Annotated in this window: 11 protein-coding genes and 5 tRNA genes; 8 read left to right on the forward strand and 8 right to left on the reverse strand. The window is 52.6% G+C overall.

The annotated features are described in order from the left end of the window. Window positions 1–38 precede the first annotated feature (38 nt). The 6 genes from modF to gpmA all read left to right on the forward strand — a co-directional run bounded on the left by modF (window position 39) and on the right by gpmA (window position 6,972). Window positions 39–1,511 carry a molybdate ABC transporter ATP-binding protein ModF gene (gene modF / locus OGV77_RS02615; protein WP_087051533.1) on the forward strand — a complete coding sequence of 491 codons (1,473 nt, stop codon included), beginning with the start codon at window positions 39–41 and terminating at the stop codon, window positions 1,509–1,511. A gap of 217 nt (window positions 1,512–1,728) precedes the next feature. After that, a complete protein-coding gene (galE, locus tag OGV77_RS02620; RefSeq protein WP_047412537.1) occupies window positions 1,729–2,745 on the forward strand; it encodes a UDP-glucose 4-epimerase GalE in 1,017 nt (338 codons plus the stop codon). A 9-nt stretch (window positions 2,746–2,754) separates the two neighbouring features. Then, window positions 2,755–3,801, forward strand: a complete 1,047-nt coding sequence (gene galT / locus OGV77_RS02625) for a galactose-1-phosphate uridylyltransferase (protein WP_047412540.1) — start codon at window positions 2,755–2,757, stop codon at window positions 3,799–3,801. Between the two features lie 3 nt (window positions 3,802–3,804). Then, window positions 3,805–4,953 (forward strand): galactokinase, encoded by a 1,149-nt coding sequence (gene galK, locus OGV77_RS02630; RefSeq protein WP_286502600.1) that lies wholly within the window; start codon window positions 3,805–3,807, stop codon window positions 4,951–4,953. Continuing rightward, complete coding sequence (galM, locus tag OGV77_RS02635) at window positions 4,947–5,987, forward strand: galactose-1-epimerase (RefSeq protein WP_087051536.1); 1,041 nt, start codon at window positions 4,947–4,949, stop codon at window positions 5,985–5,987. The genes galK and galM overlap by 7 nt, the downstream gene beginning before the upstream one ends. A gap of 232 nt (window positions 5,988–6,219) precedes the next feature. Continuing rightward, on the forward strand, window positions 6,220–6,972 hold the full coding sequence (gpmA, locus tag OGV77_RS02640) for a 2,3-diphosphoglycerate-dependent phosphoglycerate mutase (RefSeq protein WP_003022999.1): 753 nt from the start codon (window positions 6,220–6,222) through the stop codon (window positions 6,970–6,972). Between the two features lie 69 nt (window positions 6,973–7,041). Here gpmA and aroG read toward each other — a convergent pair whose 3' ends face one another. Next, window positions 7,042–8,094: a 3-deoxy-7-phosphoheptulonate synthase AroG gene (gene aroG / locus OGV77_RS02645; protein WP_047412543.1), complete on the reverse strand. Its 1,053-nt coding sequence runs from the start codon at window positions 8,092–8,094 to the stop codon at window positions 7,042–7,044. Window positions 8,095–8,411: 317 nt separating this feature from the next. On the opposite strand from aroG, the gene OGV77_RS02650 reads away from it, so the two are divergent. Continuing rightward, window positions 8,412–8,786: a YbgS-like family protein gene (locus OGV77_RS02650; protein WP_043015649.1), complete on the forward strand. Its 375-nt coding sequence runs from the start codon at window positions 8,412–8,414 to the stop codon at window positions 8,784–8,786. A gap of 113 nt (window positions 8,787–8,899) precedes the next feature. Continuing rightward, window positions 8,900–9,841, forward strand: a complete 942-nt coding sequence (gene zitB / locus OGV77_RS02655; protein ID WP_043015648.1) for a CDF family zinc transporter ZitB — start codon at window positions 8,900–8,902, stop codon at window positions 9,839–9,841. On the opposite strand, the gene pnuC is transcribed toward zitB, so the two are convergent. The 7 genes from pnuC to OGV77_RS02690 form a co-directional block, all read right to left on the reverse strand. Further along, window positions 9,838–10,557, reverse strand: a complete 720-nt coding sequence (gene pnuC, locus OGV77_RS02660; protein WP_087051537.1) for a nicotinamide riboside transporter PnuC — start codon at window positions 10,555–10,557, stop codon at window positions 9,838–9,840. The genes zitB and pnuC overlap by 4 nt on opposite strands. Window positions 10,558–10,586: 29 nt before the next feature. Next, entirely contained in the window at window positions 10,587–11,630 is a 1,044-nt protein-coding gene (gene nadA / locus OGV77_RS02665; protein WP_043015647.1) for a quinolinate synthase NadA, read from the reverse strand. 276 nt (window positions 11,631–11,906) lie between these two features. Continuing rightward, window positions 11,907–11,982 (reverse strand) — tRNA-Lys (locus OGV77_RS02670). A gap of 32 nt (window positions 11,983–12,014) precedes the next feature. Next, window positions 12,015–12,090, reverse strand: a tRNA-Lys gene (locus OGV77_RS02675). A gap of 147 nt (window positions 12,091–12,237) precedes the next feature. Then, window positions 12,238–12,313 (reverse strand) — tRNA-Lys (locus OGV77_RS02680). A gap of 3 nt (window positions 12,314–12,316) precedes the next feature. Then, a tRNA-Val gene (locus OGV77_RS02685) sits at window positions 12,317–12,392 on the reverse strand. A 26-nt stretch (window positions 12,393–12,418) separates the two neighbouring features. Continuing rightward, window positions 12,419–12,494, reverse strand: a tRNA-Lys gene (locus OGV77_RS02690). Window positions 12,495–12,614 lie beyond the last annotated feature (120 nt).

Raw genomic sequence — 12,614 nt, forward strand, 5'->3', positions numbered from 1 at the left:
ATCCCTGTTATTAATCGCTGCAAATAATGGGATGCAAAATGTCATCGTTGCAAATTTCGCAAGGCACGTTTCGTCTTAGCGACACAAAAATGCTCCAGATAGATGCGTTGACGTTAAACGCGGGTGATAGCTGGGCGTTTGTTGGTTCTAACGGTAGCGGGAAATCCGCGCTGGCCCGCGCGCTGGCGGGAGAGTTGCCGCTCCTGAAAGGCGAGCGCCACTGTCAGTTCGCGCGTATTACCCGACTCTCTTTTGAGCAACTCCAAAAGCTGGTCAGCGACGAATGGCAGCGAAACAACACCGACCTTCTTAGCCCCGGCGAAGACGACACCGGGCGCACCACCGCTGAAATCATTCAGGATGAGGTCAACGATCCCGCCCGCTGCGCTGCGCTGGCGCAGCAATTTGGTATTTCGGCCCTGCTCAACAGACGTTTCAAATACCTTTCCACCGGTGAAACACGTAAGACCCTGCTCTGCCAGGCGTTAATGTCCTCGCCAGATTTACTGATCCTGGATGAACCCTTTGACGGGCTGGACGTGGCGTCTCGTCGGCAGTTAGCAGAACTGCTCGCTGAACTTCACCAGGCCGGTTTAACGCTGGTGATGGTGCTTAATCGTTTTGATGAAATTCCCGAATTCGTGCAGTTTGCTGGCGTACTTGCCGATTGCACGCTGACGGACACCGGCGCAAAAACCGACCTTCTGCAACAAGCATTAATCGCTCAGCTTGCCCATAGCGAGCGGCTGGAAGGCATTCAGTTACCCGAGCCGGATGAGCCTTCGGTGCGGCGCACATTGTCAGAAAACGAGCCGCGAATTGTGCTTAACGATGGCACCGTCTCGTATAACGATCGCCCTATCCTTCATCATCTGAGCTGGCGGGTAAATCCGCGGGAACACTGGCAAATTGTCGGCCCCAACGGTGCGGGAAAATCAACCTTGCTCAGTTTAATCACCGGCGATCATCCCCAGGGTTACAGCAACGACCTGACCCTGTTTGGCCGCCGTCGGGGCAGCGGTGAAACTATCTGGGATATCAAAAAACACATCGGTTACGTCAGCAGCAGCCTGCATCTGGATTACCGGGTAAGTACGACGGTACGCAACGTTATTCTCTCTGGTTATTTTGATTCAATCGGCATTTATCAGGCCGTCTCCGACAGGCAGCACAAGCTGGTACAGCAGTGGCTGGAAATCCTGGGCATCGATAAGCGTACCGCGGATGCGCCGTTTCATAGTCTTTCCTGGGGACAGCAGCGGCTGGCATTGATTGTTCGCGCATTAGTTAAACACCCTACGTTGTTGATTCTTGATGAGCCTTTGCAAGGCCTGGACCCGCTCAATCGCCAACTGATTCGTCGATTTGTGGATGTACTGATCGGTGAAGGCGAAACCCAGCTGCTGTTTGTCTCCCACCACGCTGAAGACGCCCCAGCCTGCATTACCCATCGACTGGAGTTTGTGCCCGAGGGCGAAATCTACGCCTATCGACAAACCTTTCTGCGTTAATTTTCATACCAGGGCGTTGAACACGCCCTTTTTCTGGCCTTTTTTTCAGACAAACGCTGAGAAAACAATCTAACGTAATGATTTAAAATATAATAACCACTACGTACACCTGAAAATGCCAGTGTGTAAACGATTCCACTAATTTATTCCATGTCACACTTTTCGCATCTTTGTTATGCTATGGTTATTGCATACCATAGGCTTAACGGAGCGAATTATGAGAGTATTGGTTACAGGTGGTAGCGGTTACATTGGAAGCCACACTTGCGTGCAGTTGCTGAAAAACGGTCACGAAGTAGTGATCCTGGATAATCTCTGCAACAGCAAGCGTAGCGTTCTGCCCGTCATCGAGCGTTTAGGCGGCAAGCATCCAACTTTCGTGGAAGGAGATATCCGTAACGAGGCGCTGATAACCGAAATTCTGCACGATCATGCCATTGACACGGTCATCCACTTTGCTGGTTTAAAAGCCGTGGGAGAATCCGTTGCCAAGCCGCTGGAGTATTATGACAACAACGTCAACGGCACTCTGCGTCTGGTGAATGCAATGCGCGCCGCCAACGTGAAAAACTTCATTTTCAGCTCCTCCGCGACCGTCTATGGCGATCAACCGCAAATTCCTTATGTTGAAAGCTTCCCCACCGGCACGCCGCAAAGTCCGTACGGCAAAAGTAAGCTGATGGTGGAACAGATCCTCACCGACCTGCAAAAAGCACAGCCCGACTGGAGCATCGCCTTGCTGCGCTACTTCAACCCGGTTGGCGCTCATCCGTCGGGAGATATGGGGGAAGATCCGCAAGGTATTCCAAACAACCTGATGCCATACATCGCACAGGTTGCCGTAGGTCGCCGCGAATCCCTTGCCATATTTGGCAACGACTACCCCACTGAAGATGGCACCGGCGTTCGCGACTACATTCACGTGATGGATCTCGCCGACGGCCACGTTGCCGCCATGGAAAAGCTGGCTGGCAGACAGGGTGTACATATTTACAACCTTGGGGCAGGCATCGGCAGCAGCGTGCTGGACGTGGTCAACGCCTTCAGCAAAGCCTGCGGTAAACCCATTAATTACCATTTCGCTCCGCGCCGTGATGGCGATCTTCCGGCCTACTGGGCTGATGCCAGCAAAGCCGATCGCGAGCTCAACTGGCGCGTGACCCGCACTCTGGATGAAATGGCACAAGACACCTGGCACTGGCAGTCACGCCACCCACAGGGATATTCGGATTAAGGACCAATCATGACGCAATTCAATCCTGTCGATCATCCACATCGTCGTTTTAACCCGCTCACCGGGCAGTGGATCCTCGTATCACCGCATCGCGCCAAACGCCCCTGGCAAGGGGCGCAGGAAACCCCGTCTAAGCAGGTACTGCCTGCGCATGACCCGGACTGCTTCCTGTGCGCTGGTAATACGCGCGTTACCGGTGACAAAAACCCGGATTACACCGGGACCTATGTCTTTACCAATGACTTTGCGGCGCTGATGTCCGATACCCCGGACGCGCCGGACAGTCACGATCCGTTGATGCGCTGCCAGAGCGCGCGCGGTACCAGCCGCGTGATTTGCTTCTCACCCGATCACAGCAAAACGCTGCCGGAACTCAGCGTCCCTGCGCTGACAGAAATCGTAAAAACGTGGCAGGAGCAGACTGAAGACTTAGGCAAAACCTATCCCTGGGTGCAGGTCTTTGAGAATAAAGGTGCAGCGATGGGGTGCTCGAACCCGCACCCACACGGACAAATTTGGGCCAACAGCTTTTTGCCTAATGAAGCCGAACGTGAAGATCGCCTGCAGAAAGCGTACTTCGCCGAACAAGGCGCGCCGATGCTCGTTGATTACGTCCAGCGTGAACTGGCGGACGGCAGCCGTACGGTCGTAGAAACCGAGCACTGGCTGGCAGTTGTACCTTACTGGGCCGCGTGGCCGTTCGAAACGCTGCTGCTGCCGAAAGCGCACGTGCTGCGTATTACTGATTTGACCGATGAACAGCGTACTGACCTGGCGCTGGCGTTGAAAAAACTGACCAGTCGTTACGACAACCTGTTCCAGTGCTCATTCCCCTATTCTATGGGCTGGCACGGCGCACCGTTTAACGGTGAAGAAAACGAACACTGGCAGTTGCACGCACACTTTTACCCGCCGCTGCTGCGTTCCGCGACCGTGCGTAAATTTATGGTCGGTTATGAAATGCTGGCGGAGACCCAGCGTGACCTGACGGCAGAACAAGCGGCTGAGCGACTGCGTGCAGTCAGCGACATCCATTTTCGCGAATCCGGAGTTTAAATAATGAGTCTGAAAGAAAAAACACAATCTCTGTTTGCAGAAACGTTTGGCTACCCTGCCACCCATATTATTCAGGCGCCGGGTCGCGTAAACCTGATCGGCGAACATACCGATTATAACGACGGCTTCGTTCTGCCCTGCGCCATCGACTATCAGACCGTCATCAGCTGTGCGGTGCGCGACGATCGAAAAGTCCGCGTAGTCGCCGCTGATTACGACAATCAGATTGATGAGTTCTCTCTCGATGCGCCGATTATCGCCCATGACACCCAGCAGTGGTCAAACTACGTGCGTGGCGTGGTGAAACATCTACAAAAGCGCAATAATGCTTTTGGCGGCGCGGATCTGGTGATTAGCGGTAACGTCCCGCAGGGTGCGGGTTTAAGCTCTTCCGCCTCGCTGGAAGTCGCTGTTGGTACGGTATTCCAGCAGCTCTATCATCTGCCGCTCGACGGCGCGCAGATTGCCCTGAATGGTCAGGAAGCTGAAAACCAGTTTGTCGGTTGTAACTGCGGCATTATGGATCAGTTGATCTCTGCGCTTGGCAAGAACGATCATGCGTTGCTGATCGACTGTCGTACGCTGGGCACTAAAGCCGTTTCGATGCCTGAGGGTGTCGCGGTGGTAATCATCAACAGCAACTTTAAACGCACATTGGTCGGCAGCGAATACAACACTCGTCGCGAACAGTGTGAAACCGGCGCGCGTTTCTTCCAGCAACCAGCGCTGCGTGATGTCAGCCTTGAAGCGTTTAACGCCGTCGCCCACGAGCTGGATCCGATTGTCGCCAAACGCGTCCGCCACGTCATCACAGAAAATGCGCGTACCGTTGAAGCCGCGCAGGCACTGGAAAAAGGCGACCTGCTGCGTATGGGCCAACTGATGGCGGAATCTCACGCCTCAATGCGCGATGACTTTGAAATTACCGTGCCGCAAATTGATACTCTGGTAGAGATTGTCAAAGCGACCATCGGCGATAAAGGCGGTGTACGTATGACTGGCGGCGGCTTCGGCGGCTGCATCGTGGCGCTGATCCCGCAAGATTTGGTACCTGCCGTTCAGCAGGCTGTCGCCGAGCAGTACGAAGCAAAAACCGGTATCAAAGAAACATTCTACGTCTGCAAACCTTCTCAAGGAGCCGGACAATGTTAAACGAAATCCCTGTGCAGGCTCCGGACGGTCAGCCGTTTCGCCTGCTCACCCTGCGCAATGACGCAGGGATGGTGGTCACGCTCATGGACTGGGGCGCAACCCTGCTCTCTGCGCGTATTCCGCTTAGCGATGGTAGCGTGCGCGAAGCCATACTCGGGTGCGCCAGCCCGGAACAATACCCGGACCAGGCTGCATTTTTGGGGGCCTCGATTGGTCGCTACGCTAACCGTATCGCCAACAGTCGTTATACCTTTGCTGGCGAAACCGTCGAATTATTACCAAGTCAGGGCGACAACCAGCTACACGGCGGGCCGGATGGTTTCGACAAACGCCGCTGGCAGATAGTCAATCAGAATGACCGTCAGGTGCTGTTCGCCTTAACGTCTGACGATGGCGATCAGGGCTTCCCTGGTAATCTTTGCGCTACCGCGCAGTATCGCCTGACTGAGGATAATCGTATTTCGATAACCTACCGCGCCACGGTCGATAAGCCCTGCCCGGTAAATCTGACAAATCACGTCTACTTTAATCTCGACGGAGATAGAACGGATGTGCGCCAGCATAAGTTGCAAATTCTGGCGGACGAGTACTTACCGGTGGACGAAATGGGCATCCCGCATGATGGACTGAAATCCGTCGCCGGTAGCACTTTCGATTTCCGCACGCCTAAAATCATCAGCAGTGAATTTCTGGCCGATGACGATCAGCGCAAGGTGAAAGGTTACGATCATGCCTTCCTGCTTCAGGCTCAGGGCAATGCACGTACACCGGTCGCTCAGCTATGGTCACAGGATGAAAAACTGCAAATGGTGGTCTACACCTCGGCCCCGGCATTGCAGTTTTACTCCGGCAACTTCCTCGGCGGTACGCCATCTCGTGGGCCAGACGCCTACGAAGACTGGCAAGGTCTGGCGCTGGAAAGTGAGTTTCTGCCTGACAGCCCGAACCATCCAGAGTGGCCACAGCCGGACTGCTTCCTGCGTCCGGGGGACGAGTATGCCAGCGTAACGGAATATCAGTTTATTCCCGTTTGAGCCTTCCCCGTCACAGGCCCGATGACGTAACGTATCGGGCCTGTTGCTTGTTTATCACAACAGACCCGCTCAAACCCCCACCACTCAAAGACAAAATCGCAACCTTGAATTCACAAGAACCTTACACTGTGGCGCTATTTTCGCTATGGTTATGCGTAAGCATTGCCGCTGACGAATTACGGCAATATAATGAGAATTATTATCATTCAATATGATTTATAGGAGTGAGTGTATGGCTGTAACTAAGCTGGTTCTGGTACGTCACGGTGAAAGTCAGTGGAACAACGAGAACCGTTTTACCGGTTGGTATGACGTTGATCTGTCCGAGAAAGGTGTAGGCGAAGCAAAAGCGGCAGGTAAACTGCTGAAAGAGGAAGGCTACAGCTTCGATTTTGCTTATACCTCTGTGCTGAAACGTGCCATCCACACCCTGTGGAACGTACTGGACGAACTGGATCAGGCGTGGCTGCCGGTTGAGAAATCCTGGAAACTGAATGAACGTCATTACGGCGCGCTGCAGGGTCTGAACAAAGCGGAAACCGCAGAAAAATACGGTGATGAGCAGGTTAAGCAATGGCGTCGCGGCTTTGCGGTTACCCCGCCAGAACTGACCAAAGACGACGAGCGTTATCCGGGTCACGATCCGCGTTATGCGAAGCTGACCGACAAAGAGTTACCGGTTACCGAAAGCCTGGCGCTGACCATCGATCGTGTTATCCCTTACTGGAATGAAACCATTCTGCCGCGCATGAAAAGCGGTGAGCGTGTGATTATTGCCGCTCACGGCAACTCTCTGCGTGCGCTGGTGAAATATCTGGATAACATGGGTGAAGATGAGATCCTTGAACTGAACATCCCGACCGGCGTACCGCTGGTGTATGAGTTCGACGAAAACTTCAAGCCGATCAAACACTACTATCTGGGTAACGCTGACGAGATCGCAGCAAAAGCCGCCGCCGTGGCGAACCAGGGTAAAGCGAAGTAACTTCTTCGCAGAATACAAAAAGCGCGGATTATCCGCGCTTTTTTTTGCCTATGAGAGAGGCATTAAAACTTAACCGCGGCGCGCTTTTACCGCATCCGCCAGTTGGCGCAGCACCGCATCGGTGTCTTCCCAGCCAATGCAGGCGTCGGTGATACTCTTACCGTAGGTCAGCGGTTCGCCGCTATCCGGGTTCTGGTTGCCTTCTACCAGATGGCTTTCGATCATCACGCCGATAATCGCTTTTTCGCCACCGGCGACTTGCCCGCAAACATCTTTCGCAACATCCATCTGCTTTTTGAACTGCTTGCTGGAGTTGGCATGGCTAAAGTCGATCATCACTTGCGCTGAGAGTCCTGCCTTGATCAGACCTTCTTTCACCTCGGCAACATGCTGAGCGCTGTAGTTCGGCTCTTTGCCGCCGCGCAGAATGATATGGCAATCGCCATTGCCACTGGTATTCACGATCGCCGAATGACCCCATTTGGTCACCGACAGGAAGCAGTGTGGCGCTCCTGCGGCGTTGATTGCATCAATCGCCACTTTGATGGTGCCATCGGTACCGTTTTTAAAACCAACCGGGCAAGACAGACCAGATGCCAGTTCACGGTGCACCTGAGATTCAGTAGTTCGTGCCCCAATCGCGCCCCAGCTCATCAGGTCGGCGAGGTATTGCGGGGTGATCATATCGAGGAATTCACCCGCAGCCGGCAATCCGCTGTCGTTGATATCCAGCAGCAGTTTACGCGCAATGCGCAGCCCGTCGTTGATCTGGAAGCTGTTGTCCATGTGCGGATCGTTGATAAGCCCTTTCCAGCCAACGGTAGTACGTGGCTTTTCAAAATAGACGCGCATGACAATTTCAAGCTCGCCTTTTAACTCTTCGCGCAGCGCCAGCAGGCGAGCGGCATACTCTTTGGCAGCGGCCGGATCATGAATTGAACACGGTCCAATCACCACAAGCAGGCGATCGTCGCTTCCTTTCAGAATTTTATGAATCGCCTTACGGGCATGAGCCACCGTATTTGCGGCATTTTCAGTAGCGGGGAATTTTTCCAGCAGTGCGACTGGCGGTAATAACTCGTTGATCTCTTTGATGCGTAAATCGTCGTTCTGATAATTCATGATTATTCCAGCGTTGCCATACTTATATAAATGAATGCAATCCCTCCAATCTATATCTTCAGTCATAAAGTGTAAACGGGGTTTTACACTTTGGACGGATTAATCCTGGAATTGGCCAAAAAAACGCAATAAAGTAGCGAAAAACGAGATCCAATCTACAATTTATAACTGTAACAGCTTTAATTTTCATAATTTTCAAGATTCTATGCTGGTTTTAATTTCAACAGCAAAACTATTAACCACATATTGATGATGTATCTGCCACATGCACTGTTGGAAGACGTTATCCGACATATCGACCTTAACAGGAGCATATTATGCATATGACAAAGCTCGCTTCACTCTTTCTTACCGCTACACTCAGCCTCGCCAGCGGCGCGGCGCTGGCTGCGGACACCAACGCTCAGTCCAATAACGGCCAGGCAAATTCCTCGGCTGACGCCGGACAAGTCGCCCCTGACGCCCGCGAAAACGTAGCGCCAAATAATGTCGACAACAGTAACGTGAATTCAGGTGGCACAATGCTTCACCCGGACGGTTCGTCAATGAACCATGAGGGGATGACCAAAGACGAGGTGCACAAAAATACCATGTGTAAAGACGGCCGCTGCCCCGATGTGAATAAGAAGGTTGAGACCGGAAACGGCATCAATAATGATGTTGATACCAAAACTGACGGCACCACCCAGTAACGCTGAAAATAAAGCTAATAACGGGAGAGCAATAGCTCTCCTTTTTAATTTTATCATCCCAAAAACGGTATCATGGCATACAGTAAAGATGAGAATAACAAAGGGATGGCATAATGGCGCACGCACATACTCATACTTCCTCTGAGCAACCGAAGGACAATAATGCCCGCCGACTGATGTTCGCATTTTGCATTACAGCCGGATTTATGTTGGTTGAAGTGGTGGGGGGAATACTCTCCGGCTCGCTGGCCTTGCTGGCCGACGCCGGGCATATGCTCACGGATGCCGCAGCGCTCCTTTTCGCGTTGCTGGCGGTCCAGTTTTCCCGCCGCCCACCCACAATCCGCCACACCTTCGGTTGGCTGAGGCTCACGACGCTGGCTGCATTTGTTAATGCCATCGCATTGGTCGTTATCACCATTTTAATCGTCTGGGAGGCGGTTGAACGCTTCCAGACGCCTCGCCCTGTGGCTGGCGGCATGATGATGGTTATAGCTGTCGCAGGCCTACTGGCCAACGTGCTCGCTTTTTGGGTTTTACATCGCGGCAGTGAAGAGAAAAACCTGAACGTCCGCGCCGCAGCGCTGCATGTGATGGGCGATTTACTCGGTTCTGTTGGGGCAATTATCGCGGCACTGATTATCATCTGGACGGGCTGGACGCCTGCGGATCCGATCCTGTCGATCCTGGTTTCCGTGCTGGTGCTGCGCAGTGCCTGGCGATTATTAAAAGATAGTGTTAATGAATTACTGGAAGGCGCCCCGCTGGCGCTGGATATCGCCGCACTACAGCGCCATCTCAGCCGGGACATCCCTGAAGTGCGCAACGTACACCATGTCCATGTCTGGATGGTGGGTGAAAAACCGGTGATGACGCTGCATGTGCAGGTGATCCCGCCGCACGATCACGATGCGCTGCTGGAGCGTATTCAACATTTCCTTATTCATCACTACCAGATTGAGCATGCGACGATCCAGATGGAGTATCAGCCGTGCAATGGGCCGGACTGCCACCTGTATCAGGGCGTGTCCGGCCATTCACATCACCACCATTAATGGGACAGCGCGTGGGAACCCCGCTCACGCGCGCTATTAATCCACATCCTGCTACCGTTCAGGGCGATAACCGTCAGGATCACATATTCCAGCGACATGGCATATACGCCTTGCAGGGCAAATATCACCACGCTGATGACGTTAATGATCACCCACAGCAGCCAGTTTTCAACGTATTTACGCGTCATCAGGATCATCGCCGCAATCGAAAGCACCATCATGCAGGAGTCCCAGAACGGGAATGCATCGGGTTGCAGTTCAGGCACAACAACCTGCAATCCCAATGCCTGCATGATGTTCACCGCGATACGGGTCAGGAACGCAAAGACCGGATCGATATAGACCGACATCAGGCCAATCACCACCACGCAAGCCACCAGCCAGCCGATCGCTTTTGGTAACGGCAGCCAGCGAATTTTCAGTTCCGCTTCATGCTGGTTGGTTTGCCGGGACCAGGCATACCAGCCGTAGATGTTGGCGGCAAAGAAGAAAACTTGCAGCAACAGGCTGGCATAGAGTTGGATCTGAAAGAAGATAATCGCAAACAACGTGACGTTTATCAGACCAAAGAAGTAATTGCTGATTTTCTCAAGACTTGCGAGGCCAATACACAGCAACCCGGCGATAGTCCCCACGGCTTCGATCCATGACAGATCGTAACCGCCCGCGCCAATCGGAATATGTACCAGAATGTTCTGCGTGCTAAAAAAGTCCATCTTTTCCCCCAGAGCAAAAAAATAAATAATTAAGCTCGAAGTGTAGCCGCAAATTCCAACATACGGTTTAACGGCAACAACGCCCCTTCTCGCAGTGCGGCATCAACATGTATCTCATGAGCCGCACCACCCTCCTCCAGGCCCTCAGCAATCGCCTTGAGGCCGTTCATCGCCATCCACGGACAATGCGCGCAGCTGCGACAAGTTGCCCCCTCACCGGCCGTCGGAGCTTCAAGTAGCTCTTTATCCGGAACGGCTTGCTGCATTTTGTAAAAAATGCCCCGGTCAGTCGCCACAATCAGCTGCTTGTGCGGTAACGATTTTGCTGCATTAATTAGCTGGCTGGTTGAGCCAACCGCATCAGCCATATCTACGATAGACTGAGGAGACTCCGGGTGCACCAGCACAGCGGCATCAGGGTAAAGCCCTTTCATGCGTGTTAAAGCCTGGGTTTTAAACTCATCGTGGACGATACAAGCTCCCTGCCAACAAAGAACGTCTGCACCGGTCTGTTTTTGCACGTAGTTGCCCAGATGCCTGTCCGGGGCCCAGATGATTTTTTGACCTAAACTATCAAGATGCTCAATAAGTTCTACTGCGATACTGGAAGTGACAACCCAGTCCGCACGTGCTTTAACGGCGGCTGAGGTATTAGCGTAAACCACCACGGTACGATCCGGATGCGCGTCGCAAAATGCGCTGAACGCGTCAATCGGACAGCCCAGATCTAATGAACATTCCGCCTGTAAGGTCGGCATCAGGATAGTCTTTTCCGGGCTGAGAATTTTGGCGGTTTCTCCCATAAACCTCACGCCGGCAACCAGCAGCGTAGAGGCAGAATGTTTTGCACCAAACCGCGCCATCTCCAGAGAATCGGAGATACAGCCGCCGGTCTCTTCTGCCAACTGCTGAATTTCAGGATCGGTGTAATAGTGCGCGACCATAACGGCATCACGCTCTTTCAGCAGGCGCTTGATTTTTTCACGATAAAATTGCTTTTCATCCACACTCAGCGGCGCTGGTTTCGGCGGAAACGGATAAATTGCTGCTTCTGGATCAAACATCACGCTCATCTTGCTTTCTCGTTTTACTGGCTTAACGAAATAACCGATTAAAAGCGTGACGCACGCCATATTCGGTTTGATTTGTTTTATATGCTAAACAAGATAGCGGATTGGCGCAGAAAAGTCACAATAATTGCGTGTGATGAGTGCCGGATGGCGACTGGCGTCTTATCCGGCCTACATTTGGCACCCGTAGGCCTGATAAGCGAAGCGCATCAGGCAAGCAGGTTCGAATCTTATAAATCGCAGATAGCAAAAAGGCGCCTTTAGGGCGCCTTTTTACACTGGTGGGGCGTGCAGGATTCGAACCTGCGACCAATTGATTAAAAGTCAACTGCTCTACCAACTGAGCTAACGCCCCCATATGGGGTGTACTACTTCAATTATTCAGGATGGTGGGTCGTGCAGGATTCGAACCTGCGACCAATTGATTAAAAGTCAACTGCTCTACCAACTGAGCTAACGACCCGCTCGGATGCAACCTGAAAAATTTTTACTCGGAACCACCAAAATAGTGGTGGGGCGTGCAGGATGACTCGACTTCGTCTCGCCCTAACGGGCCGTTGCTAAAGCAACGTTATCCTTCACGTTTAACATCTGAGTACGATGTTAAAGTTGGTGGGGCGTGCAGGATTCGAACCTGCGACCAATTGATTAAAAGTCAACTGCTCTACCAACTGAGCTAACGCCCCGAGTGGTGGGTGATGACGGGATCGAACCGCCGACCCCCTCCTTGTAAGGGAGGTGCTCTCCCAGCTGAGCTAATCACCCGATACTACGCTGGATACTGCATTAAGTGGTGGGTCGTGCAGGATTCGAACCTGCGACCAATTGATTAAAAGTCAACTGCTCTACCAACTGAGCTAACGACCCACTTTTTTTCACCGCTTTCGGGCTGTTTGATATCCCTTGGCAACGGCGGCATATATTACTGATTTCAGATTTTAGCGCAACAAAAATTTCGATGTAAATAACTCAACTGCTTAGGAATCA

The organism is Citrobacter sp. Ce129, assembly GCF_030334545.1.
GTDB classification, from domain to species: Bacteria; Pseudomonadota; Gammaproteobacteria; order Enterobacterales; family Enterobacteriaceae; genus Citrobacter; species Citrobacter europaeus.